The sequence below is a fragment of the Haloferula luteola genome (assembly GCF_014201715.1).
Taxonomy (GTDB): domain Bacteria; phylum Verrucomicrobiota; class Verrucomicrobiia; order Verrucomicrobiales; family Akkermansiaceae; genus Haloferula; species Haloferula luteola.
In genome coordinates this window covers 73,074-97,892 of record NZ_JACHFD010000006.1, presented here as the reverse complement: position 1 = coordinate 97,892, position 24,819 = coordinate 73,074, and the positions used below count along the sequence as shown (strand labels likewise).

Annotated in this window: 21 protein-coding genes; 11 read left to right on the top strand and 10 right to left on the bottom strand. The window is 59.7% G+C overall.

Translation table 11 applies throughout. The annotated features are described in order from the left end of the window. The first annotated feature begins 25 nt into the window (after positions 1 to 25). Positions 26 to 1,075, top strand: coding sequence for a PA0069 family radical SAM protein (locus HNR46_RS07535; RefSeq protein ID WP_184017389.1), 1,050 nt, complete (start codon positions 26 to 28; stop codon positions 1,073 to 1,075). Here HNR46_RS07535 and HNR46_RS07530 read toward each other — a convergent pair. Beyond that, positions 1,067 to 1,717, bottom strand: coding sequence for a protein-L-isoaspartate O-methyltransferase family protein (locus tag HNR46_RS07530; protein WP_184017387.1), 651 nt, complete (start codon positions 1,715 to 1,717; stop codon positions 1,067 to 1,069). The two genes, HNR46_RS07535 and HNR46_RS07530, sit on opposite strands and share 9 nt — an antisense overlap. Before the next feature lie 66 nt (positions 1,718 to 1,783). Between HNR46_RS07530 and HNR46_RS07525 the strand changes: the two genes are divergently transcribed. Next, a complete protein-coding gene (locus tag HNR46_RS07525) occupies positions 1,784 to 2,248 on the top strand; it encodes an EVE domain-containing protein (protein ID WP_184017385.1) in 465 nt (154 codons plus the stop codon). 10 nt (positions 2,249 to 2,258) lie between these two features. Here the strand turns inward: HNR46_RS07525 and HNR46_RS07520 are convergent, their stop codons facing one another. Beyond that, positions 2,259 to 3,191: a type I phosphomannose isomerase catalytic subunit gene (locus tag HNR46_RS07520; RefSeq protein ID WP_221285068.1), complete on the bottom strand. Its 933-nt coding sequence runs from the start codon at positions 3,189 to 3,191 to the stop codon at positions 2,259 to 2,261. 141 nt (positions 3,192 to 3,332) lie between these two features. Between HNR46_RS07520 and HNR46_RS07515 the strand changes: the two genes are divergently transcribed. Beyond that, on the top strand, positions 3,333 to 5,783 hold the full coding sequence (locus HNR46_RS07515) for a DNA translocase FtsK (protein WP_184017383.1): 2,451 nt from the start codon (positions 3,333 to 3,335) through the stop codon (positions 5,781 to 5,783). Positions 5,784 to 5,952: 169 nt separating this feature from the next. Here HNR46_RS07515 and tmk read toward each other — a convergent pair whose 3' ends face one another. Further along, positions 5,953 to 6,546: a dTMP kinase gene (tmk, locus tag HNR46_RS07510; RefSeq protein WP_184017381.1), complete on the bottom strand. Its 594-nt coding sequence runs from the start codon at positions 6,544 to 6,546 to the stop codon at positions 5,953 to 5,955. Positions 6,547 to 6,649: 103 nt separating this feature from the next. Between tmk and HNR46_RS07505 the strand changes: the two genes are divergently transcribed. Genes HNR46_RS07505 through HNR46_RS07490 form a run of 4 tightly spaced genes read left to right on the top strand, consistent with a single transcriptional unit; the run spans position 6,650 to position 11,050 of the window. Continuing rightward, positions 6,650 to 8,917 carry a glycoside hydrolase family 2 TIM barrel-domain containing protein gene (locus tag HNR46_RS07505; RefSeq protein WP_221285067.1) on the top strand — a complete coding sequence of 756 codons (2,268 nt, stop codon included), beginning with the start codon at positions 6,650 to 6,652 and terminating at the stop codon, positions 8,915 to 8,917. 56 nt (positions 8,918 to 8,973) lie between these two features. Then, complete coding sequence (locus HNR46_RS07500; protein WP_343076022.1) at positions 8,974 to 9,699, top strand: SDR family oxidoreductase; 726 nt, start codon at positions 8,974 to 8,976, stop codon at positions 9,697 to 9,699. A 24-nt stretch (positions 9,700 to 9,723) separates the two neighbouring features. Further along, on the top strand, positions 9,724 to 9,981 hold the full coding sequence (locus tag HNR46_RS07495) for a phosphopantetheine-binding protein (protein WP_184017377.1): 258 nt from the start codon (positions 9,724 to 9,726) through the stop codon (positions 9,979 to 9,981). 37 nt (positions 9,982 to 10,018) lie between these two features. Then, positions 10,019 to 11,050, top strand: a complete 1,032-nt coding sequence (locus HNR46_RS07490; protein ID WP_184017375.1) for a lysylphosphatidylglycerol synthase transmembrane domain-containing protein — start codon at positions 10,019 to 10,021, stop codon at positions 11,048 to 11,050. Here HNR46_RS07490 and HNR46_RS07485 read toward each other — a convergent pair. The 5 genes from HNR46_RS07485 to HNR46_RS07465 all read right to left on the bottom strand — a co-directional run bounded on the left by HNR46_RS07485 (position 11,019) and on the right by HNR46_RS07465 (position 20,252). Beyond that, complete coding sequence (locus HNR46_RS07485; protein WP_184017373.1) at positions 11,019 to 11,726, bottom strand: hypothetical protein; 708 nt, start codon at positions 11,724 to 11,726, stop codon at positions 11,019 to 11,021. The genes HNR46_RS07490 and HNR46_RS07485 overlap by 32 nt on opposite strands. Positions 11,727 to 11,814: 88 nt before the next feature. Continuing rightward, the gene (locus HNR46_RS07480; protein ID WP_184017371.1) at positions 11,815 to 15,519 is read right to left on the bottom strand and encodes a glycoside hydrolase family 2 TIM barrel-domain containing protein; all 3,705 of its coding nucleotides are present in this window, start codon (positions 15,517 to 15,519) and stop codon (positions 11,815 to 11,817) included. A gap of 113 nt (positions 15,520 to 15,632) precedes the next feature. Next, positions 15,633 to 16,856 (bottom strand): galactokinase, encoded by a 1,224-nt coding sequence (galK, locus tag HNR46_RS07475; protein WP_184017369.1) that lies wholly within the window; start codon positions 16,854 to 16,856, stop codon positions 15,633 to 15,635. A 115-nt stretch (positions 16,857 to 16,971) separates the two neighbouring features. Continuing rightward, entirely contained in the window at positions 16,972 to 18,933 is a 1,962-nt protein-coding gene (locus HNR46_RS20615) for a sodium:solute symporter family transporter (protein WP_221285066.1), read from the bottom strand. Positions 18,934 to 19,082: 149 nt separating this feature from the next. Continuing rightward, entirely contained in the window at positions 19,083 to 20,252 is a 1,170-nt protein-coding gene (locus HNR46_RS07465; RefSeq protein WP_184017367.1) for an aldose epimerase family protein, read from the bottom strand. 205 nt (positions 20,253 to 20,457) lie between these two features. Here HNR46_RS07465 and HNR46_RS07460 point away from each other — a divergent pair, with 205 nt between their 5' ends. From HNR46_RS07460 to HNR46_RS07445, 4 genes are read left to right on the top strand one after another with little or no spacing between them, the layout of a single operon-like run. Continuing rightward, the gene (locus HNR46_RS07460) at positions 20,458 to 20,883 is read left to right on the top strand and encodes a GAF domain-containing protein (RefSeq protein WP_184017365.1); all 426 of its coding nucleotides are present in this window, start codon (positions 20,458 to 20,460) and stop codon (positions 20,881 to 20,883) included. A 31-nt stretch (positions 20,884 to 20,914) separates the two neighbouring features. Further along, on the top strand, positions 20,915 to 21,382 hold the full coding sequence (locus tag HNR46_RS07455; RefSeq protein ID WP_184017363.1) for a Jag family protein: 468 nt from the start codon (positions 20,915 to 20,917) through the stop codon (positions 21,380 to 21,382). Continuing rightward, positions 21,379 to 21,843: a DoxX family protein gene (locus HNR46_RS07450; protein ID WP_184017361.1), complete on the top strand. Its 465-nt coding sequence runs from the start codon at positions 21,379 to 21,381 to the stop codon at positions 21,841 to 21,843. The genes HNR46_RS07455 and HNR46_RS07450 overlap by 4 nt, the downstream gene beginning before the upstream one ends. 7 nt (positions 21,844 to 21,850) lie before the next feature. Next, positions 21,851 to 22,198, top strand: coding sequence for an acyl-CoA thioesterase (locus HNR46_RS07445; RefSeq protein WP_184017359.1), 348 nt, complete (start codon positions 21,851 to 21,853; stop codon positions 22,196 to 22,198). A gap of 8 nt (positions 22,199 to 22,206) precedes the next feature. Here the strand turns inward: HNR46_RS07445 and HNR46_RS07440 are convergent, their stop codons facing one another. Beyond that, positions 22,207 to 23,007: an alpha/beta hydrolase gene (locus tag HNR46_RS07440; protein ID WP_184017357.1), complete on the bottom strand. Its 801-nt coding sequence runs from the start codon at positions 23,005 to 23,007 to the stop codon at positions 22,207 to 22,209. Beyond that, positions 23,007 to 24,746 (bottom strand): ABC transporter ATP-binding protein, encoded by a 1,740-nt coding sequence (locus HNR46_RS07435; protein WP_184017355.1) that lies wholly within the window; start codon positions 24,744 to 24,746, stop codon positions 23,007 to 23,009. Before HNR46_RS07435 ends, HNR46_RS07440 begins: the two co-directional genes overlap by 1 nt. Positions 24,747 to 24,819: the final 73 nt, after the last annotated feature.

Below are 24,819 nucleotides of genomic sequence, written 5' to 3'. Positions count from 1 at the left end.
AGGTGATCGAGACAAGAATGTTCAAATGAACTCCATTCGGGGACGAGGCGCGCAAGGGAATCCTGCCAACCGCTTTCAAGCGTTGCAGGTGGAAGTGGATGAAGATGCATGGGTCGACGAGGATTCGCGGCCGTTGCGGACGGAGTTTTTGCGCGATGATTCCCAGGAGATTCTTGCTCGAAATTCGGCGGAGGATTTGTCTTTCGACTACGGCGTGAATCCCTACCGGGGATGCGAACATGGATGCAGTTACTGTTATGCGAGGACCTATCACGAATACCTTGGATATTCGGCGGGGCTTGATTTCGAATCGCGGATCGTCGTGAAGCCGGAAGCTCCGCGGCTTTTGGCTGAAGCCTTGGCGCGTCCGGGTTACCGCTTGGGGAAGATCTCGATGAGTGGGGTGACGGACTGCTATCAGCCGATCGAGCGGACCTTGAAACTGACGCGAGGGTGTTTGGAGGTGATGGCGACTTTTCGGCAACCGGTGGTGCTCATCACCAAGAACGCGCTGGTGACCCGTGATCTGGATGCGCTGAGGGAATTGTCACGGTGGCAGGCCGTCGCGGTCTATCTTTCGGTGACGACTCTGGATCCGGCTTTGGCGCGGGTGTTGGAGCCTCGTGCGTCGACTCCGCGGGCGCGTTTGGAAGCCTTGGAGCAGCTATCTGCCGCGGGGGTGGCTTGCGGCGTGAGTGCTGCGCCGATGATTCCAGGGCTGAACGACCATGAGTTGCCGGAGATTCTCAAGGCGGTGAAAGAGGTGGGCGGGAGTTTTGCGGCTTACTCCATGGTGAGATTGCCGGGAGCCGTGGCGGAGGTTTTCGGGGATTGGCTCGACCACCATCGCCCCGGGGCCAAAGAGAAGGTCCTTGGGCGCATTCGCGATGCTCACGGCGGACGGCTGAACCGGAACACTCCGGGAGAGCGGATGCGGGGCACGGGTCCGGTTGCTGAGCAACTGAGGGCCCTTTTCCATGCCAGCTGCCGCAGGCTGGGACTGGCGACGACGGCGCCTGAGGTGAAGGGGGACCATTTTCGCCGCTGTCTCCCCGATCAGGGGGAGCTATTCTGAGCCAGGGGTGGCGTGAGTTTTGCCGTGAACAAAGTGGACGATTTCTTCGTCATGGGTCTGCACGTCACCGTGTTCATCGAGCTGGAAGACGCGGAGCGTCTGATGGTCTCCGACTTCGAGCGGGGCGACCAATCGGCCCGAAGGAACCAGGGAGTCGAAGAGCACCTGGGGAATCTCATCGACGGCAAATGCCAGCACGATGCCATCGAATTTCCGGCTGCGATCCGGCCATCCGAGGAGGCCATCGCCGTGGATCAACTCGATGTGGGTGAATCCGAGGCTTAGGAGGTTGCGTGCTGCCTGAGTGGCCAGATCGGGGTACCACTCGATGCTGCAAACATCGCGAGCAATGTGAGCGAGGATGGCCGTTTGAAATCCGCAGCCAGCACCGAGTTCGAGGACGTGGGCGTGCTCGGGTAGTTCGAGGAGTTCGACCATGCGTGCGACGATGTAGGGCTGGGCAGCAACTTGCCCGTGGGGCAAGGGAAGGGAGGTGTCATCGTAGGCAAGACCGCGTTCTTGTTCGGGGAGAAAATCCTCCCGTTGGATCGCCTGGAAAGCATCCAGTACCCTCAGGTCGCGGATGCCGCGGTCCTGCAGGTGTTGATGCAACATCTGTTCCTTGCTCGCGAGGGGGTTCATGGGGGGAACCTAACGCATTCCCCGGAATCCGCTTGCTCGAATTGCCGATGGGCGGGAAGGGTCGGCATGCGCCATTGGCTGATCAAATCCGAACCCGATGTGTTTGGGATCGACGACCTTGCCCGCGTCGGCCGGGAACCGTGGAATGGAATCCGCAACTATCAGGCGCGGAATTTCATGCGCGATGACATGGAAGTGGGCGACCTCGCCCTGTTTTATCATTCCAATGCCAAACCGCCCGGCGTGGTGGGTATCGCGAGAGTGGTGAGCGAACCTTACGCCGATGATCTTCAGTTCGATCCGCAGTCGGATTATTTTGACGCGAAGTCGACTGCGGAAGCTCCGCGGTGGCTCATGCGAGATTTTGAGTTTGTGCTCAAATTTCCTGAAATGGTCACGCTGGATCAGCTCAAGGGCGAGCCTGCGCTTGAGGGAATGAGGGTTCTCCAACGCGGCACCCGGTTGTCGATCACCCCGGTCGAGCCTGATCACTTCGATCAGGTTTGCTCAATGGCCGGGGTGAAAGTTTGATCCGCGAACTTTAAGGCAGGGTGGTGCGCAGCAGGGTGGCGCGACCGGAAGCGGTCAACTTGCTGGTGCCACGGGGCAGGAGTAGGAATTCGCCTTTCTTGAAGATGCGTCCGTCGGAGCCGGTCACCTGGCCTTCGGCGACGGAGAAGATCGAGAATCGATCCTCGGAGGCGTTGCCCTCGGACTCCCCAGGGGCCAGGGCGATTTTTTCGACGACGAAATACTCGCAGCGGGCGATCACAGTGCCGTCAGGGACATCCATCCCGGGTTCGAAGTCGTCGAAATCAATGCTTTTCAGCGATTCTTCGACATGCAGATCGCGCGGTTTTCCGTCGAGTCCGAGGCGATTCCAGTCGAACACCCGGTAGGTGGTGTCGGAGTTTTGTTGGATTTCGTGGATCAAGAATCCGGCGCCAATCGCGTGGAGCCTTCCGGAGGGGATGAAGATAGAGTCGCCTGTCTTGGGCTGGATGGCGTGGACCACGTCGGCGACGGTTCCATCGGCCAGGGCGCGATCAAAGTCTTCTCGGGTGACACCGTTTTTCAATCCGACGTAGAGCTTCGCGCCGGGATCCGCATCGGCGATGTACCACATTTCCGTTTTGGGCTCGCCGCCGAGTGCCGGGGCAAGATCCACGGGTGGATGCACCTGAATGGAGAGGTCATCACGGGCGTCGAGGACTTTGATGAGCAAGGGGAAACGAGTGCAGTCGGGCATGCCGGCGCCGAAAATTTCATCGCGGCGTGTGCTCCACAATTCGTGCAGCGTGGCGCCCGCCAAGGGGCCGCCAACGACGACCGATTGTTCACCCTCTCGATCCACCACCTCCCAGGATTCGCCATAGGGGGCATCGTCCGGGAGTTCCCGGCGGTAGGCGGTTTCCAGCGTCCGGCCTCCCCAGACGCGCTGCATGTAAAGGGGCTTGAAAGTGATCGGTTCCATGGCCCCGACGCTGCCCATCTCCGAGGTTAGGAGAAAGGCCAAATTCGCGGCATTTCGCTAAGAAATCCTGAATTTCTGGCCTGGAAAACAACCTTGCCGCAGAGCGGGGTGCGGGGGATGCTGGCGGCCGCAGATTGATCGATGTCGAAGAAGGACAACCGCAAGCGGGGTGAGGCCCCCGAACCGCCGAAGTGGTCGAACGAGCTGATTGGGCTGAGCCTGATCGGGCTCGGTCTGGTCCTGTTTTTGTCGGTTTTGTCGTTTACGCCGGAAGATTTGCCGGTGTTGGGGATGGGGGATTCGTTGGCCCCGCATGCGGAGGCGCAATCTCCGCGGGGAAATTTCCTGGGTCCTCTGGGAACGGTGATTGGGCTGGCTCACGTGTATTTCGCTGGGAAAGCCGGATTTCTGGTGCCGGTGGCGTTGGTGTGGTTCGGGGTGATCAAGTTGGTGTTTGATGGGCGGCTTTGGCCGCGGACAGGGACGGGGTTTGTGGTGATGATTCTGAGTGGTTCGGCGTTTCTTCATGCAGGCTGGTCGCAGGCTGGAGAGTTGCCGGGAGCGGGAGGGGTGTTGGGTCGATTGGTGGCGGATTTCCTGATGCGGCCCATCGTGGGAAAAACGGGCACCGAGGTGATTGCGGCAGTGCTTTATCTCTTTGCGCTGATTTTGGTCGTCGGCCAGCGGCCGCTGCGGTTCGCGAAAGGAACGGCTCAATTGACGATGGCGGGGATTCGCAAGGTTTCGAATGGGATCGCCGAACGCCGCCAACGGGGTGATCAGGAATCGCGGTTAAAATTTGAGCGTGAGCGGGAAAAGGAGAAGCGCCGTCAGGAACGTCGCAAACCGGCAAGTGCCCCGGTCGAAGACTCACCAACTCCGCAGGCGGAATTGCCGTTGCGGGAAATTCCGACGCCGCAGATCATTGATGCTTCGCAGCGCCGCCTGGACGCACCGAAGCCGGGCGACAAGCCCTTCGAGAGGCGGAAAGGACACGCATCGCTGCTGACCGCCCGCTTTGAAGACTATGATTTGCCGGGTTTCGATCTTCTCGATGTGGTCGAGGAGGCCGAGGAATCTCCGGAGGCGAATCGCGACGAGTTGCTTCAGGTGCAGCGAACGATCGTGGACACATTGCGCTCTTTCGGCATCGAAACCACGGCGGGTGACATCACTCGGGGGCCGACGATCACCCGCTATGAGATTTATCCGAGTGTGGGCTTGCGCGTTTCGCGGATTTCCCAGCTGGAAGCGGACATCGCCCGGGCCACGAAGGCGGAGCGGATCAATATTCTCGCTCCGATTCCGGGCAAGGACACGGTGGGCATCGAGCTGGCCAACTCGGTGAAGGTGGCCGTGCCGCTCAGGGAGCTGCTGCAGGACCCGGAATTCCGATCAGCCAAGAAGAAGATTCCTTTGGCACTCGGCAAGGATGTCTACGGAAAGACGGTGATCGGCGATCTGGCCGCGATGCCTCACCTTCTGGTCGCGGGTGCGACTGGATCGGGGAAATCGGTGTGCATCAATTCGATCATTGCCTCGATGTTGTTCAAGTTTGGGCCGGACGAACTGCGCTTCATCATGGTCGACCCGAAGGTGGTCGAGATGCAGATGTACAACAAGCTGCCGCATCTGGTGGTGCCGGTGGTGACGGATCCGAAGAAGGTGGTCGCTGCCCTGAAGTGGGTGGTGAACGAGATGGAGAAACGTTACCGAGTCTTTGCGAAGTGCGGGGTGAGGAATTTCGATGGCTTCAACAATCGACCGCGGGAGGAAAAGGCCCCGGTTGAGCCTTTGGCTGATGCGGCTGCTGAGCCGCCGTGGGAAGAGGAAGAGGTCGATCAGGAGGAGATCGAATCGATTGCCGCGGCTCTGGAGAGCGGAGAACTGGGCCCCGAGGCAGAGGACGACGAATTGGAGATCGAGGAGGATGAAATTCCGGATCGTTTCCCCTACATTGTGGTGATCGTCGATGAGTTGGCGGACCTGATGCAGACGGCTCCGGCAGAGGTGGAAATGAACATTGCCCGGATCGCCCAAAAGGCACGGGCGGCGGGGATCCACCTGGTCATTGCCACGCAAACGCCTCGGGCGGATGTGGTGACAGGGATCATCAAAGCGAACATCCCGTGTCGGGTGGCGTTCCAGGTCTCATCGCAGCTCGATTCCCGGGTGATCCTCGATTCCAAAGGCGCTGAGAAACTCGTCGGCAAGGGTGACATGCTTTATCTCCCACCCGGTTCCGCGAAGCTTGAGCGGGCTCAGGGGGCATTTGTATCCGACGAAGAGGTCGAGCGCTTGGTCAAGCATTGCTCGGGGCAAGCGGAACCCAACTTTGTGGAGGACATTCAGCGCTCGATCGAGAGTGCCGCCAACGACGATGGAGAGGAGGAGCTCTCGGATGCGGATGAGGACATGATCATGAAGTGCATCGATGTCGTCCGGCAGGAGCAGAAATGCAGTACGAGTTTGCTGCAACGACGGCTTCGTCTGGGCTACACCCGAGCGGCGCGAATGGTCGATATTCTTGAGCAGCGGGGCATTGTTGGGCCGGGCGACGGAGCGAAGGCGCGCGAGGTGTATGTGAAGTAGGAGAGCGCCTAGAGCCTGTCTCTCACTCCCCTACGTTCCTACTTGCGGCATACGAAGGTATCGTCGCTTCAAAGTCTTCATCGGCATGATGAGGCGTGAGAGGAAGCAAGAGGTGGAGTAATGCTAGGAAAAGAACCCGCGCAGTGAGGAAGTTCGTGAAAAGACAGCGCTAGGTTGTAGGCCGAGTTCCGCCGGATAGAATTTCCCGAATCATCGAATGGACCTCATCCAGCGACTTGCTTGCGTCGATGATGTGAGCAAATGCTTCATTCTCCAAGGTATTAAAGATGTCTCGACAATCCTGAAGAGCGTCTCGCTTTTCAAATTCATTTGCGATGTCGCCTCGGGAGCCAATGCGCTGGAGAGCGAGGTCGACTTCAAGGTCGAGAATGAATAGAAAATCGGGAACTGGAGCGAAGGCTTCGTTGACTTCCCGAATCCGTGAAGGGTTGAGCCCCCGGGCTCCCTGATAAGCCATATTGGAAAAATAATACCGGTCAAGAATGACGGTAACTCCTTTATTGAGAGATGGCTGTATAAGTTCTTCGACGTGTTGTTTTCTGTCCTTCAGAAATAGATCCAATTCTTCTTCAGGTGCACTTCTTCCACTTGAAGCTGACTCTCTAAGCTTTGTTCCCCACGGGCCATTCGTAGGTTCGTGACTTATGACGACGAGGCTGCCTTCAGACTCCAACCAATCGGCTAGCAATCTTGCTTGTGAGGTTTTTCCGGCACCATCGATGCCCTCGAAGGCAATCAGCATCTGCAGAGAGTCTGGAGAGGTTCTTCACTTGCCAAGCGGGAAATGCCCGACATCACCCGAGCGGGGGGTTGCCAGAGGTCGAGGAGGAGCTTCGAATGCCGCGATGAAATGCTGGTGGATGCTGGGCTTGGCGGTAGGGATTGCGATGGGGCGTGAGGAGGTCTCGCTGGATGCCGGCTGGAGGTTTTTTCAAGGTTCTGCGGTCGGCGCCGAGCAGGCGGGCTTTGCCGATGGCGACTGGGAAGTGGTGGAGACTCCTCATGATTGGAGCATTGGCGGGAGTTTTTCCCAGGACGCCCCCAGTGGGGGAGGCGGTGGGTGGCTGCCGACGGGGGAAGCGTGGTATCGGAGGGATTTGGGGGGCGCGCGCGAGGGTGCCGTGTGGGTGGAATTCGATGGAGTGATGGCCCACAGTGAAGTGTGGTTGAATGGGGAAAAAGTCGGAGGTCGACCGTATGGTTACTCAAGCTTTCGGTGTGATTTGACAGGAAAACTGCGGGAGGATGCGAACGTATTGGTGGTGAAGACAGACACCTCGGCCCAACCTGCTTCCCGATGGTATGCGGGTTCGGGGATTTTCCGGCATGTTCGGTTGATGGTGGCGGATCCCCTGCACGTGGTGCCCCATGGGGTGTGGGTGACGACGCCTATGGTGGACGAGAAGCGGGCTCAGGTGGAGGTGCAGGTTGAATTGTCGCAAGAGGGAGCGGAAGAGGTTCGCGCAGTGGTTTTCGATCCGGACGGGAAGGAGGTGGCTGCGGGTCCCTTCTCTGACGGGAAAGTGGTGCTGGAGGTGGTTTCTCCGCGACGTTGGGAGGTGGAAACGCCCGTGCTCTACCAAATGAAGGTCGAGGTGCTGAAGGGGGGAGCGGTGGTGGATGAGGTGCAGGTTCCGTTCGGCATCCGGCATGCGGAGTTCCGATCCGAGTCAGGATTTTGGCTGAATGACAAGAATCTGAAATTAAAGGGCGTGTGTCTCCATCATGATGGTGGGGCGGTGGGGGCGGCGGTGCCTTTGGATGTTTGGAGACGACGGCTGGGACGTCTGAAGGATTTGGGGGTCAACGCGATTCGGACGGCGCACAATCCGGTCGATCCCGGTTTTCTCGATGTGTGTGACCAGATGGGTTTTCTGGTGATGAACGAGGCATTCGACTGCTGGACGATGGGGAAAAATCGCCACGATTATCACGAAAACTTCCGAGACTGGTGGGAGCGGGATCTCGCGGAGATGGTGCGGAGGGACCGGAATCACCCCTCTGTGGTGCTCTACAGCGTCGGCAATGAAATCCGGGATACCCATGATCCGGAACGGGCTCTCGAGGTTTTGGAAGGGTTGGTGAGGGTGTGTCACGAGAATGATCCGACGCGGCCGGTGACGCAGGCCTTGTTTCGCCCGAATGTGACGCACGACTATGACAATGGGTTGGCGGATCTGTTGGATGTGATCGGCACGAACTATCGGGATGCGGAGTTGTTGCAGGCGTGGAAGGATCAGCCGGGGCGGAAGATTCTTGGCACGGAGCAGGGGCACGAGCGCAGTACTTGGTTGGAGTGCCGGGATCATCCGCAGCATGCCGGACAGTTTCTGTGGGTGGGAATCGACTATCTCGGCGAAGCGAGCAGCTGGCCGATCACGACATTCAATGCGGGGCTGTTGGATCGTACGGGGTGGGTGCAACCCCGTGGCTGGGAGAGGCGCAGTTGGTGGTCGGATGCGCCGATGGTGAAGATGTTTCGTCGCGTGGGTGTGACGGAAGCGACGCCTCCGGATCCGGGTTATGAGCAGGTCGAGTGGAAACGGCGCCAGGTGTTGTTTCCCGATTGGAATCCGGAGACCTCAGAGGTGCAAACCGTGGAGGTGTATGCGGTGGCGGATGAAGTGGAGTTGTTTTTGAATGAGCGCTCATTGGGGACGAAGAAGGTGAAGAAGGATTTCTCGCTGAGCTGGGAGGTTCCATTTGAAGAGGGCCAGTTGCGAGCGGTGGCGCGGCGCGGGGGAGAAAGGGTGGCCGTGGATGAATTGACCACGGCCGGGATGGCGGCGAGTTTGCGGTTGCTGGGAGACGGGAAGCCCCTTGCTCAGGATTTCGAATCGGTGGCGGAACTGGAGGTCGAGGTGGTGGATGCTGCAGGGACGAGGGTTCCGCGTGCCCATCCACGAATCCGTTGGACGGTGGAAGGCCCAGGCCGGCTGGTCGGCTTGGACAATGGATCGGTGACGAGCCACGAGTCTTTCCAAGGTAGCGAGCGGAGTGCTTTCCAGGGGCGTGGTTACGGGGTGGTGCGAGCGACTGGCCCGGGCGAGATCACGGTGGTGGTCCACGCCGAGGGGTTGGAGCCTGCGGTGGTGAGGATCCTCGCTGAATGACATGGCGGAGAACCCCTGAAACTTGCCAAGTGGAAGGGGCTGTCGAGGATGGCGCGGTGCGTAGTATTCTGATCACGGGCGGCAATGGCGGACTGGGGCTGGGAATCGGCCGGTATTTCCTGGAGAAGGACCCGGAAGCGCGGGTGTGGCTGGGGGTGCGCTCGAATCGTGCGGCCGCCGAAGCTCTGATTGCTGAGTTTCCGGAGCGGGGACGTTTGGTGGACTTGGAGGTGACTTCGAAGGATGCTTGGGAAGCGGCGGTGGCAACGATTCAGGCTGCGGACGGTCGCTTGGACGTGCTGGTGAATAATGCTGGGATGCATCGCGATGCGCTGTTGGCGACGATGGACGATGAGGCCTGGCGTTCGGTGGTTTCGTCGAATTTGGATTCGGTCTTCTTTGGGTGCCGAGCGGTGATTCCGGGCATGATGCGGGAGCGCTTTGGGCGAATTGTGAATATGGCCTCGCTCAGTGCGGTTTTGCCCCCCTTGGGGCAGACCAACTACGCTGCGGCGAAGGCTGGGGTGGTGGCATTGACGCAAACCCTGGCGAAGGAGGTCGCACGGGCTGGGATCACGGTGAATGCGTTGCTGCCGGGTTACATCGAGACGGAAGCGCTGGCGCATTTGGACGCGGAGGGGGCAAAGCGTGCGAAGATGGGGATTCCGATGCGCCGATTTGGCCGACCGGCCGAGGTTGCGGCAGCCGTCTTCTTTCTCGCTTGTCAGGATGCGGGCTACGTCACAGGTTCCGCGTTGAAGATCGACGGCGGCATCTTCTGATTTTCAACACGGACACTCGGAAACATGGCTCAAGGTGAGGAACTGCGGACGCGGATCAAAGAAGTGATGGTGGACGAGCTCATGCTAGATTTCGATCCGGCAGAGATTGAGGACACCACGCCGATTTTCGGAGCGGAGGGGCTGGGGCTCGATTCGGTCGATGCCTTGCAGTTGGTGGTGGCGATCGAAAAGCACTTCGGCTTGAAGGTCGGCGATGCCGAGAAGGCGAAGTCGATTCTGCAATCGGTGGAAACCATTGCACAGGCCATCGAAGCTGCCTGAGGGCGCTGGAGAAGCGACCACGCGGGAGCGATTTTTGATGAAAAAGGCGCTGCTGCTCCTAGTGAAATTGTGCCTGACCGGGCTGTGTCTGGGGTGGGCGCTGCATGAAGTTGACTGGAACAGTTCGATCTTCTCCAATCCTGGGTCTCTGGCGTGGCGTTGGGCTTTGCCAGGGGTGGCCTTGGCGGGCCTGACGGCGGTGATGACGGCAGCCCGGTTGTGGCTGTTGTTAGGAGCTCAGGGGATTCGGATTTCCCTGATGCGCGCAGTGGAGCTGACGTTGATTGGCAATTTGTTCAACTTGGCTGCGGTGGGAGGAATCGGAGGAGATGCGGTGAGGATTTTCCTGCTGATCCGAGATCATCCGGAGCGCAAGTTAGCGGTGACGATCACGGTGTTGTTTGATCACCTGGTGGGATTGGTGGCGATGTCGTTGGTGTTCTATGCGTTGACGGCGGGGAGGTTTGACGCGCTCGCATCACAGAGCCCGGAAACCCGGGGGATGCTGCGCTTCGCGTGGATGTTCTTTACTGGAGGGCTGGTGATGGTGCTTTCGATGTTCGTGGTGTCCTATCCGCCCATCCACGATCGGATTCACGCCCGGGGAAGGCATTGGAAGATTGCCTTCATGCGTCAGCTTCCCTTGGTCTACGATGTCTATCGGAGGAAATGGCGGCAGGGGCTCGTGGCGCTGGCGGTGGCGATGGCAATGTTGCCGGTCTACTATGCCACTTTTTGGTGCGGTGCCCGATTGGCGGGCTCCGACGTGGCCCCTGGACCGGTGCTGACGGCGATGCCGGTGGTCGATATGTTGAGTGCGCTACCGCTCTCTGTCGCGGGTTTGGGCGTGCGCGAGGCTTCGCTGAAGATTCTGATGGAGGATCTGACGGGGATGCCCCCGGATGTGGCGGTGGCGTCATCCTTGGTGGGATTTGTGTTCACATTGGTGTGGGCGATTCCTGGGGCCCTATTGTTTTTGAAAACCGGCGGACGATCGGCGATGACCGAGATTCGAAAGCTGGAAGAAGAGGATGCGGTCAAGGACGGCGACGAAGGCGTCGCCAGCTAAGTCCACCGGCAAGGAGGAGGCCGAGGCCGCTTAGGCAGGCGAGCCACCCGAGGGGCAGGGGGAGAGGGGCGTGGAAGGTCATCTCCGTGGGGCGAGTGAGAGCGTCGCCCAGTGAGCGATGCCAAACGAGGGTGCGGCCCTGATCGAGAATCTCGTCGGCATTGCTGGTGGTGGCGCGGGTCGGCAGGTGGATGCGCGTTTCAAGGTGCCGTTGCTGGCGCTGATCGGATGAGATGGCGAGGGCGGCGAGGCCGAGTGCTTGGCGGTAGTTGACTTGGCGGTGGAAGTCGACGCCACGGATAGAGAGATCGATTTGAAAAGTCCCGGCGAGGTTGGGCATCGAAGGAAAGGTCTGCGAGGGGATGGATTCGCTGATTTCGGACAGCACTCGCAGGGATGGGGCGTGGGCACGCACCTGGACCGTGGTGTCCTCACTGGGAGGGGTGGGTGGCAGGATATCGAGGGAACTCAATTCCAGCTGAGGAGTGGACTGAAACCACTCAAGGATGGCGTTTTCGAGAGCCTCATTCCCACCGGCGAGTTGCAAGGCCCGATGGGGGAGGTGGACGACGAGCGCAAGATCGCCAGAACCATCGCGATGAACCCAGACCTCCTCTTTGACGTCAAAGCAGGAGCTGAGCACCAAGGTGAGGAGGAGAACGAGCAGGTGGCGCATGGGGTGGAATGAAGCGGAAAATGAAGGATGGGGGCAAAAAGAAACCCGGACCGCCGAAACGGTCCGGGTGAAAGGGGAGGGGGGGACTTCAGTCTTGGGCTTCGAGGCTGAAGATCCAGTGGTAGTCTTGGTTCGGACGCAGGATGTGCTGAGGCAGCGGCAGCGCGCCCCAGGAGTTTTCGCCGCCGACGCCTTGCTGGGCGTGATCGAGATTCAGAGTGACGAAGTCGCGCTCTGGAATGTCGCAGGGGTGAGCGGCGTTTTCGAGGTCCGCTGTGGTGAATGGCCAAACGCTAACGGAGAGCTCACTGCCGATGGCGGCGAAGGCGAGGCCCTTGCCTGAGTCGTCCGTCAGGCGCCCGTGGCGAACTCCGGTGCGATTGCCGGTTTCCTGGGGTTCAACGTAGGGATACCAAGCTTTATCGGCTTGCACGGCCCAGTTTCCAAGTTCACCGCCGCGGTGGCGGTCGAGCATGGTTTCGTGCGGGCCGAGGCCATACCACGAGAGGGTGTGGAGTTTCTTGGCGACTCGGGTTTGCATGCCGATCCGTGGGATGCGGCCAATGGATTCATCGCGACCCGCCCGGGGCTTGAAGGTGGTGTCGACCGTCACCTTGCCACCGCCATCGATTCGATAAATGACGACAGCCTGACTGTTGCCCACCGGGATGCGGAGGGCGAAATGGATTTCAACGGAGTCGTCCAGAGTTTCGACGTAGTGGGAGAGCACGCGAGCCTGTGGGCCAGCGGTTTTCCAAGGGGCCGAGACGCGTCGGTAGTCGACCTGCCAGTTGCCGTCGGTCCCATTGTCGTTGTCGACGGGGGCACGCCAGAAGTTCAGGGTAAGGGGAGCGAGGAGGAGTTTCTCGCCCTTCACCGTGAGTTGTTCGAGGGCGCCGTTACTTTTGCTGAAATCAGCCGAGAAGTCGCTTCCCTTGACGGTGACGAGGGTATCGGACTCGGCGACGCTCGGGGCGGGCAAGTCGGAACTCGCCGGGGCCGTGATGCCGGAACCGGCGAGGACGAAGCGAGCAAAGTCAACGCGGTGGCCGGCTTGTGCCCACGAGGTGTCGTGTTTCAGGGAGAGATCCACGGCGAGAACGACTTCCTGACCCGGGGAAAGAGGCACCTCGGAGAGGTCGAGCTTCACGACAGCAGAGGAGCGAGGCCCTATGTTCGGCAGTGGTGCGGAACGATCCAGGCGTCCCACGCCATCGACGAGGATACCCCAGGCGAGTTTGAGGTCGTCCAAGCTGGCGAAGAAGCGCTTGTTGGTGATGCGAACTTCCCCTGGTCCGACGAGTTCGAAGCCGAGATCCGAGTAGCACTTTTTCACCTCCGGCAGCTGCGGGGTGGGCGAGCGGTCGGCAGCGACAATGCCATTGCAGCAGAAGTTGCCATCGTTCGGGATGTCACCGAAGTCGCCGCCATAGGCGAAGAATTCTCGTTCGCCTTCAGGCTGGGTGAATTCGCGGAAGTTCACTTCAAGCAAGGCGGCACCCTGATCGAGTTGATCGGCGGCGAGTGCCGAACCGACATAACGGATGCGGTGGAGGTCGCCATGAAAGACACGGCTCGGATGCTCGTCGTTGGAGCCAGCGACGATGGGGCGACCATCGAAGCGGACTTTTCCGGTGAACGGTGCGGAAGCGAGCACTTTGCCGTCGAGGATGAGATGGAGTTGGCTGCCATCGAAAACCCCGGCGACGGTGTGGCGCTGGCCTTGCCAATTCGCGGGAAGGTCGGCGGCGACGGTGTGCCAGGTCTCGTCGTAGACGAAGAACTCGAGCCGTCCGGTGGCGCCGATCTTCAAGGACCAGGATTGGTCGCCCTTTGAAAGGATGTCGTTGTGGCCTGGATTTTCGGCAGGGGTGACTTCGGCCATGACCGTGAAGGGGCCTTCGGGTCGCAGGCTGGGGGCGTCCGCGATGGAAGCGCTCCCTTCGATCAGGCCGCGGGTAGGATCGAGCTTGCCGCTGGCGGTCACGAAGTGCCCTTGGGCGGAGTGATCGGTCAGTTCGGCCGGGGCGGGTTTGGTGGTGCGGATGCCTTGGTCAATGTAGTCCCAGATGAATCCGCCTTGGAGCAGGCGTTCCCTTTCGAAGAGATCCCAATATTCGGCGAGTCCACCGGTGGAGTTGCCCATGGCGTGGGAATATTCGCACTGGATCAGAGGCCGTTGTTCGGCGAGGGGCTTTTTCTCCTCATCGCGGGCGTAGCCTTCGCACCAATCGTGGGAGGCGTACATGGGCGAGTAGAGGTCGACGTGGGCCTTGCGGCCACCTTGCTCGTAGTGAACGGGGCGGGAGTATTCGTTGGCCTTGATCCACTCGGAGCAGGCTTCGAAGTTCACACCGTCGCCAGCTTCATTGCCGAGGGACCAGAGGATGATGGATGGATGGTTTTTGAAGGCCTCGACCATGTTGCGGACGCGGTCGAGGTGGGCATCCTTCCAAGAGGGGTCTTTGGCGAGGGATTCGTCTCCATAGCCCATGCCATGGGATTCAATGTTGGCCTCCGAGCAAACGTAGAGGCCGTATTCATCGCAGAGCTCGAGGAATCTCGGGTCGTTCGGGTAGTGGCAGGTGCGGATGGCATTGATGTTGTTCCGCTTGGCCAGGAGGATATCTTCGAGGAGGCGCTCCTCGGAGATGTAGTGGCCGGTGTCGGGATCGTGATCGTGGCGATTGACGCCTTTGATGAGAATCGGCTGGCCGTTGACCAGGAGTTGGCCATTTTTGATTTCGCTGCGGGAGAATCCGATTTTGGTGGCGAAGTAATCGACCGGTTGGCCGTCGGCATTCTTCAGGGTGAGCAGGAGCTGATAGAGCGTCGGGCTTTCCGCTGACCAAGGTTGGATGTCGAGGCCTTCGAGTTTGAGTGAGGACCCTTCGCCGGTGTTTCCGGTGAGGGTGGAGTTGACCACTTCCTTGCCGGTGAGGTCGGTGACGATGGCGTTGACGGACCAGGAAGAGCTGCCGCCTTGGAGGTCGCGGACTTCTGCTTCGAGATTCAGTGTGCCCTTGGCGTAGTCGTCGCTAAGGCCGCCGCGAGCGAAGAAGTCGCGCAGTTGAAGGGGCGCGGAGGAGTGGAGGTAGACATCCCGGAAGATTCCGGAGAGGCGCCACATGTCCTGATCCTCAAGATAGGCGCCATCGGAGTAGCGGTAGACTTCGACGGCGAGGGTGTTTTCCCCCTCCTTGAGGTAGGGAGTGATGTCGAATTCTGCCGGAGTCCGCGAATCTTGGGAGTAGCCGACCTTCTGGCCGTTGATCCAGAGGTAGAAGGCGGAGTCGACACCATTGAAGTTGATGAAGGTGTGGCGACCTTTCCAGTTCTCCGGGATGGTGAAGGTGCGGAGGTAGGAGGAAACCGGATTGCGTTCCTTGAAAGTGGTCCAGTTTTGCGGGGGTTCGCCCATCACAAAGGGCGGGTTCTTGACGAACGGATAGGTGACGTTGGTGTAGATGGGCGTGCCGTAGCCTTCCATTTCGACGTTGGAAGGAACCGGAATGGTCTTCCACGAGGAGCTGTCGAAGTCGGGCTTGTAGAAATCGACGGGGCGTTGGTCGGGATGTTCGACCCAATGGAATTTCCAATCTCCGTTCAAAAGCTGGCACCATGGGGATTCCAGGCGCTTGTGGGAGAGCGCACCTTCCGCGGTGGGGAAGGGCATCGAAATGGCTCGGGGTTCTTCTTTGTTGATGCGGAAAACGTGCTGGTTTTCCCAATCCGGAGCCGCCTGGGCCAACAAGGGGGCCCCGAGGGTGAACGTGATGAACAGGGTCTTCATGAAGCGATGCCTATCCATGGAGCCTCCCTCGAAGGTGGCAAGGAGAATGGACCCACTCCCCTATGAATTGGGGGGTGGGTCCTTGAAAGTGTGCGGATTATCGAGCGTTTGCTTTAGAGCAGGTGAGCGCCGCGCGATGGGCGGGAAGCGAAGATTTCGGCTTGGATGCCGGTGGCCTTCGCATACTCGGTGGCGAGGGTTTCCGCGATTTCCGAAGCCCTTCCGGATTCGCAGAGGGTGACGGTCGAGCCGCCGAAGCCGCCACCGGTCATGCGAGCGCCAATGACGCCACCAGCACGGCCGATGGAGCGGGCGATTTCGACCATGATGTCGAGTTCTTTGCAGGAAACTTCGAAGTCATCGCGGAGTGAATCGTGGCTGGCAGCCATGAGGGGCCCCAGGGCTTCGAAGTCGTTTTTCTCAAGCGCCTTGGCGGCTCCGATGGTGCGGGCGATTTCGCCGACGACGTGGCGAGCGCGGCGGTTGACGGGTTCGCCCATGGCGTCCCAATGGGCCTCGACATCGGCAGCGGTGACATCGCGCCAGGAGGATTTGCCGATTTGGGCGAGGCCGTCTTCGGTATTTTTGCGGCGGGCTGCGTAGCCACCATCCGAAAGCTCGTGGTGCACCATGGTGTTGGCAATGAGCACGGTGAGGTCGGGGTTTTCGAAGGGAACGAGTTCGGGTTCCCCGGTCTGGCAATCGATGAGAACAAGGCGGTTAGGCTGGCCGAAGGCGGATGCGAACTGGTCCATGATGCCGCAAGGCACGCCGGCAAAGTCATGTTCGGCTTTCTGGGCGAGGAGAGCCTTTTCTTTGGTGTCGAGGACAGTGTCGAGAAGGCCCTCAAGCAAGGTGGCGACGGCGCACTCCAAGGCGGCGGAGGACGAGAGGCCAGCCCCGAGAGGAACTGAGGAGACGATCCAGGCGTCGAAGCCGGGGATGTGGTGACCACGGTCTTGGAATCCCCGGATCACGCCGCGGATGTAGTTGGCCCACTTCGGTTGCCCGGGTTCTTTGCGCTTGGTGAGATCGAGGGTCACGACCTCCTGGCCTGTGGAGCCGATGTGGGCTTCCTGGGAGCCATTGGCACGGGCAGAGATGACAATATATCGCTCGATGGCAAAGGGGAGGACAAAGCCGTCACAATAGTCGATGTGCTCACCGATCAGGTTGACCCGACCCGGGGCGGCGGCGTGGAGGGTCGGATCGGCATCAAATTGTTGACGGAATGCAGCGTCGGCGTCGGAGGCGAGGTCAGCGAGAGGAGGATTGATGGGAAGGGCCATGAAGTGCGGAAATCCGGAGGTTTCGTTGGCGGAGCTTGGTCGATGCATCGCCGGAGGCAAAGGCGAAAGAGGGTCACCATTCGGGTGGGCCCAGCCGAAAATGCAGGCATCAAAAAACCCCGTCCGGCGAGCCGAACGGGGTGAGAAGGTGGATCCGTTGGAGTTACCAGAAGATCACGTAGAGCACGGCGGTGGCGATGATCACGAAAACGCCACAGATCTGGGCGCCACGCGAGCTCTCGAGCGCGATTTGATCATTGACCGGGAGTTCGACCGGGCGAGGCAGCGGCTTGATCAAGGTGATCACGATACCCAGCACCAGAACGATGAAGAAGCAGATCGCCATGCGGTCGAGGAAGGCGATGGAATCGGCATACCAGAGGCCGTGTTCCACCAGGTAGGGTCCGATCAGCCACTTGAAGGCGGCGTAGGCGACCACGTTGGTGAGGATCCCGACGACACCGAACCACCGCGGGGTGCGGGGCGAGAAGAAGCCGAAGATGAACACCGCAAGGATGCCGGGCGAGATGAAGCCTTGGAATTCCTGGATGTAGGCGAAGATCGAGGTGAAGTTATTCAGGCTGGGGGCCACCAGAGCGGCGAGCAGCACGAAAATCACCACGAAGATCCGGCCCACGGAGACGAGTTTGGCGGAGTCCTGAACGCCGGAGAATTTGGCGTAGAGGTCCATCGTCGCAATGGTCGAGGCCGAGTTCAGCATGGAAGCCAGCGAGCTGATCACAGCACCGCAGAGAGCGGCGAGCACGAACCAGGAGATGAGCGGATGGGGCTTGATCAAGTTCCGGACGAGGATGGGGAAAGCGGCGTCGTAGTCGTACCCCTTGAGAGTTCCGGCGAGGTTCTTTTTGCTTTCATCGGCGAGGGAGTTGATTTGCTCAGCGATTTCGGTCGCGGAGGCTCCTGGCGCAGGGGATGCCGTGGTTTTTGCCGCGTTGGCATTGTCGGCGAGGATCTTGGCAGCGAGCTCGGGTTCGCGTTCGACGAAGGCGGTTTCCACCTTGAACACATCACCGGGAGCGGCTTTCTCGATCACCCTGCTGTTGATCGTCTGGGCGCCCTTGTGGAGATCGCCAGAGAACAGGTTGAAGGCAAGGATGCCGGGGATGACCACCAGGAAGGGGATGATGAGCTTGAGGAACGCGGCAAACACGATGCCTTTTTGGCCTTCCGCGAGGGACTTGGAACCAAGGGTGCGTTGGACGATGTATTGGTTGAGACCCCAGTAGAAGAAGTTGGGAATCCAAAGTCCGATGAGAAGGGCCGTCCAAGGGATGTCGGAATCTTCCTTGGGGCGTTTCATGTGCATCTTGCCGCCAGCCAAGTTGTCTCCATTCTGAGCAATGGCTTCACCCTCTTTGCCGTCATTGAGGAGCATGAGGCGCTCCCAGGGACCGGCATTATCGAGGTCTTGAACGGTCGCAGATGAGTTGGCGACCTTGGTCTGGATGAGATCCTCGGCGGGACGTTCGGCGAGGGTGTTGAATGCGAAATACATGACCACCGCACCCCCGACAACGAGCGCCGCACCCCAGATCAGGTCGGTCCAAGCGCAGGCTTTGAGGCCGCCTACAAACACATAGACCGCGGCGAAGGCGGCAATCAGCCAGCACATGGCCGACAGGTTGTTGAGCACCGGAACGTCGTGATAGTATTCGGAAACGAACTTCGCCCCCGAGAAGATCACCGAAGAGGTGGTGACGAAAACCAAGGTGACGATGGCGGGAATGGCCATGGCCAGTCGGGCGACGCCATCGAAACGATACTCGAGGAACTCGGGGATGGTGTAGAGTCCGGCTTTCAGGAAGCGGGGCAGGAACCAGAATGCCACGAAGATCAAGGTCACCGCCGCAATCCATTCGTAGGACGCGATGGCCATGCCGAGCCAGTTGGCGGAGGACCCGGACATGCCGACGAACTGCTCGGTGGAAATGTTGGCAGCGATCAGGGAAAAGCCGACGAGCCACCAGGTGAGGCCGCGGCCGGCGAGGAAATAATCGGAAGCGCCGGTGTTTTCGGCGTCGGTCTCATCCCTGGCTTTCCAAATGCCAAGGGCAACGACGCCAACAACGGCGACGATGAAAAGGATGACTTCTAGGCTGTTCATGGGTTGGGTTCAGGTGGTCTGTGGCGCGACATTCAATGGAGCCCCGTTAGGTGCCGCAAGGACGGAGTGTGTTTTGCAGGGACCCACGAAAGGAGGGGCAAAAAAGAGCCGCCGGAGGAATCCGGCGGCTCTTGGAAGATTCATGCGCTTTATTCGGCGGAGAACTTGTGGACCATCACGTGGTGGTAGGTCTCGCCGGGTTTGAGCACGGCAGAGGGGAACTCAGGATGATTGGGCGCATCCGGGAAGCCTTCGGTTTCAAGGCACAAGGCGGTGCGGCGGCCGTAGACGTCGCCATTTTTACCGGTCAGGGTGCCGTCGAGGAAGTTGCCACCGTAGAACTGCACTGCAGGCTGGTTGCTGGAAACCTCGAGAACGCGGCCGCTCTTCGGGTCTTTGACGCGGGCGGCCAAGGCAAGGCCGTTGGTGTCAGGATTGGTGAGGACCCAGCAATGGTCGTAACCTCCTCCAAGCTTGAGGGCTTCGAAGTCTTGCTCGACCCGCTCGCCGATGGCGGTGGGGCTGTTGAAGTCCATCGGCGTGCCGGCAACAGGGGCCAGCTCACCGGTGGGAATCAGGCCCGCATCGGTGGGAAGATATTTGTCGGCTGGAAGGGTCAGGATGTGATCGTTGATCGAGGTCGTCTGATCTCCGGAGAGGTTCCAGTAGCTGTGGTGGACAAGGTTGATGACGGTGGGCTTGTCGGTGGTGGCGGTGGCCTCCCACTTGAGTTCGTTGGCGTCGGTGAGTGTGTAGGTGATGGTGGAGGTCAGAGTGCCGGGGTAGCCCTCTTCGCCATCTTTGGAGATGTATTCGAAGGTGATCGAGCTGGGCAGTTCGCTGCTCTTGACGGTCCACATGCGGCGATTGAAGCCGACGTCGCCTCCGTGGAGATGGCAGGGGATGCCGCCGGGTTCATTGTTGGTGGCCAGAGTGTATTCCTGACCATCGAGGGAGAATTTGCCGTGAGCGATGCGGTTGCCGAAGCGGCCGACGGAGGCGCCGAAGTAAGGGTTGTCCTTGTTGTCGTATCCGGAGACCGAGGTGTAGCCGTGGGTCACGTCGGCGAAATGGCCGTCTTTATCGGGAGCGGTCAGGGAAACCAAGGTGGCGCCGAAGTCCGAGACTTTCGCGGTCATGCCGGCAGCATTGGTGAGGGTGTAGAGGTGTGCCTCGGTGCCGTCGGGGAGTTTGCCGAAGGATTCGACGGGGAATTCACCACCGGTAGTGCTGGTGGCGGAGTCTCCAGCGGGGGCTTCTTTGCAGGCAGCCAAAGCGGCGACCGCACTGACGAGCATCAGTTGATTCAGGGCTTTCATGAGTACAGGGTTCGAGTCACGGATGTGATCGGGGACCGGACTAACCCATCGGATGGTGAAAAGAAAAGGGCGGATCGTGTGAGCAGAGGAATTCGTTTTGGAATGCCGGGTGCCGGGGGAACCCTGGGGAGTCGATGGTGGGGCGGGAAAGGGTGGGTGAGTTTTCCCGCTTTCGCGAATCCGGGGATGGTGTTTGGTTGCGGGCATGATCGATGAAGGATGGTTGGGTGAGGTGCTGAACGAGTTTGGAGGGTGCACGGGGACGGTACACCGGTCGGCAGATGGTGAGTGGCTGGAGTTGGTGGCCGTGGTGGGCGTGCCGGAATCGTTGCTGCCGGTGATTCAGCGGATTCCCTTCGGCAAGGGGATTGCGGGAGCTGCAGCGGCCACCCGGGAACCGGTGGAGTTGTGCAATCTCCAGCAGGATTTGGGAGGCATCGCCAAGGAAGGGGCGCGAGCGACCCAAGTGGCGGGCTCGTTGGCGGTGCCGGTGTTTTCTCCGGTTGACGGCTCCGTGCTGGGAACTTTGGGGGTCGGGATGGCCGCGCCCCACAATTTCAGTGAGGAGGAAAAGGCGCGACTGGCGGAAAAGGCGACGGAACTGGCCCGGGTTTGGGTGCAGGATCATTGACCGACCGCAGAGCGCTGTTAGCTTGATCGCCATGACACCCGAAGCGGCGGCAAAGAAGATCCTCGATACGATGTTGGGGCATCTGGGGTTCCCCGTGAACATCGAACTGCAACAGGCGGATGATGGTCCGTGCCTGCAGATTCTGACGAGCGAGAGTCCCCACCTGATTGGTAAGGATGGAGGGCGCTTGGATGATATGCAGTATTTGGTGAACCGGATTCTCCGAAAGCACTTCCCGGAGGCGCCGCGGGTCAAGGTGGACTGCGAGCACTACCGGGCGATCCAAGAGGATAAGCTGGTTGAAGAGGTTCAGAGCATGATCGAAAGGGTCAAGGTGTCGGGAAAGGCGATGAAGATGCGCCCGCTCAATGCGTATTACCGGCGGCTCGTCCACAACGTGTTGCTTGACGAAACGGAGGTAGAGAGCATTTCCCCGTCGGGCGACGATCGGCTCAAGCGGATCATTTTGCGCCCGCGATCGAACGAGAAAGAAGCATGAAGAAGTTCCTTTTTGAATGTGGCACCCGCGATGCGGTGGCTTCGGCTGGTCTGTTGGTGCTGCGTGTCGGTTTCGGCCTGATGATGCTGATTGGCCACGGGTGGGCGAAAATTGAGATGTTTTCGAAGGCAAAGGATACTTGGACGGTGCCTTCGCTGCCCCTGCTATCTGCCATGTCGCCCCCGGTCAGCATGCTGGCCACCATCGTGGCGGAAGTGGGGTGCTCTGCCTTGTTGGTATTGGGGTTGTTGACTCGCCCAGCGGCCTTTGTGTTTGGCTTCACCATGTTGGTGGCGGCTTTCCAGGTGCACAGCGAGGCCCCGTTTTTCATGGCTGGGGGGGCGGCAAAAGAACCGGCATTCTTGTATTTCCTCCCTAGCTTGGTGCTGGTCATCACGGGCGCCGGCCAGTTTTCGGTGGATGCTCTGGTGTATCGGGAGAAGCGAAGGAAATTCTTCTGATCGAGCGATGGAGACTCAGCGATTGGTACTGCCTGAAGACCTGAACCATTTGGGGTTTTTGTTTGGCGGACGTCTCCTCGCGTGGGTGGACGAGGCTTGCTGGATTGCAGCGAGCCTCGATTTTCCTCACTGCCAGTTCGTCACCATCGGGATGGACAAGGTGGAGTTCCGGCACTCGGTGCGGCAGGGAACGATCCTATCGATCCGGTGTGAGAAATATCACGAAGGTCGGACGTCGGCCGGATATTCGGTTGAGGTATTGGATCGTCGCAATCCAGGATCGCCCCCTTTGTTCACGACTCACGTGACGTACGTGAGTGTGGATGATGAGGGTCGCAAGCGGCCGATTCGTTGAGTGGGCGATCAGCGGCCAGTGAAGTCTTGAATGGACTGAAAGATGCGATCGCTTTCGCGGTCGAAGAGGTTGTTGTGATCTGCGCCTTCAAGCGGTAGCCAGAGTTTGTGGGTGGCTGGACTGGCTTGATAGAGGGCGAGTCCGTGGGAGGGTGGAATCGCATCGTCCGCGGTCCCATGAATGACCAATAGCGGGAGCTCGCAGTGGCGGATCCGGCGAAGATTGGGGAAACGGTTTCCGGGAAAGATCCACTGCGCGGGAGGCAGGACCTCAAAGGTGGAGGTGAAGGGCGAAATCAGGATGAGAGCCGCCGCGGGGTGCCGAGTCGCCAACCAAGTGGCGGGCCCGCTCCCCACGGAGCGACCGATCAATAGAACATCCCGATCGGCGACTCCCCACTCGGTGGTGAGGTGGTTCCAGGCAACCTCGGCAGCTTTCTCGACCGAGGTTTCGCTGGGTTTTCCGGAGGAAAGGCCATAACCGGGGTAGTCGTAAACGAAAACACCCCAGCCACGGTGGTTCCACGCTTCGTAGAGGGGCAGTGAGTGGGCGAGATTCTCAGCGTTGCCGTGGGAATAAAGAACCGTGGGCTTGCCGGGTGCTGCGGGGAGATGCAGCACGGCCAACTGGCCCCCTTGCGGAGTGTCGAGAAGCTGAAGGGTGGTGCCATCCGCCTGGTAATTTGGATGGCTGGGTGGGGCGAAAATGAGAGAATCGGCGACGAAAAAAGAAAACAGCCCCAGGAGTCCGTAGAGGATCACCGCGACCCAGGCGTAGCGGCGCAGACGATGGGCTGTTCGGGATTTCATCAAGCGGGAGCCGATTCAGCCGTGAGGAAGGATTTACGGCAGAGTTCGGCATATTTTCCTTCCCGGGACAGGAGTTCTTCGTGGTTGCCTTCCTCGATCACCCGCCCGCGTTCCAGCACGTAGATCCGGTCGGCATTCTGAATGGTGGAGAGGCGGTGGGCGATGACGAAAGCGGTGCGGTTCTCCATGAGGGCATCGAGCGCGGCCTGAATTTCGTGCTCGGTTTGGGAGTCGACTGAGGCAGTGGCTTCGTCGAGGAGCAAGATGGGGGCGTTCTTGAGCAAGGCGCGGGCGATGGACAGCCGCTGTTTTTCCCCCCCGGAAAGTTTCACTCCCCGTTCGCCGACGTGAGTGTCGAGTTGTTTGGGGAGCTGGCGGACGAAGTTGGCGGCATGGGCGGCTTCCAGGCATTGCCAAAGGTCGGCTTCATCGGCGTCGCGCCGTCCGAGCATGAGGTTGTCCCTCACGCTGCCATTGAAGAGGAACGGCTCCTGGGTGACGTAGGCGAGTTTTTCGCGCAGTGATGGCTTGGCCAATTCGGCGATGTCCCGGCCATCGATGGTGATGCGTCCGGAAGTCGCCTCGTAGAATCGGTTCAGCAGGGAGAGCACGGTGGATTTTCCGGCACCCGTGGAACCTACCAGCGCGATGGTTTGGCCAGGACGTGCCGTGAGGTGGACTTCGTGAAGGGTGGGTTGCTCGCCGTATGAGAAGGAAACCTGCTCGAAGATGACTTCGGCCCGGAGGTCGTCAGGAAGCACGGCGCCATCGGCAGCATTGAGTTCGTCATCGGCATCCATGATCTCGAAAACCCGGTCGGCCGCGGCGCGGGAGGAAAAGATCAGCTGGTTGAGCTGCCGGAGTTTTGAGACCGGCTCGTAGAATAGGCTGAGCAGCAGGAAAAAGGCGAAGAGCTCTCCACTCGACATGTTGCCGGCGATGACGGCCTTGCCGCCGAAGAAAAGAACCAGCGCGTAGCCGAGCATGCTGGCGAAGGACATGCTGGGGTTGTAAATGGCCCACCAGCGCATCAATCGCAGGGTGGCTTCCCTGACCTTGTTGGAAAGGCGATTGAAGTGTTCATGCTCAACGTTTTCTGCGGCGTAGGATTTGATCTGGCGAATCCCGGCAATGTTGTCGTGGAGCAGGGAATTGAGAGCCGATGTGGTGGTGCGTTCGGCTTTGTGGCGGCTGCGCGCGTCCTTGGAATACACCCACGCACCCACGATCAAAATCGGGATAGGAAGGGTGGCCCAGAGGGCGACTTGCCAATCGGTGAGATACATCCACAGGCCGACGGCGAGCAGCTGAATCAGGGCGACAACGCCCAGTTCGATGCCATCAATGAGAACTCGCTCCATGGAGGTGACGTCTTCGACGACTCGAGTCATGACGTCGCCCGTGCGCCGGGTATCGAACCAATTGAGGGGCAGACGTTGGATTTTCTGATAAAGATCCGAGCGAATATCGAAGATGACATTTTGCTCGAAATGGTTGTTCACAAAGATCCGGGCGCAGTTGAGACCATCCTTGAGAAAAAAGCTTCCGAGTCCGAGCAACACCCAGAAGGCCAGCTCACTTTGACGTTCCGGGTCGGGCAAAACCTGGTCGATGACGAACTTGGCGACGCTCGGAAAGAAGATGACCGAGGCGGCCATCAAGGTGGCGCAGAACAGCTGGGCGGTCGCCAAACCGGGGTAGCGCCGCAGGTAGGTGAATACTCGTAAGACCGATTGCATAAGGGGCGGTCACGGATGGTTCCGGCGTCATCCTTTGTAAAGACACGTTTGCGATTGCCGCATTTAAGGGTTG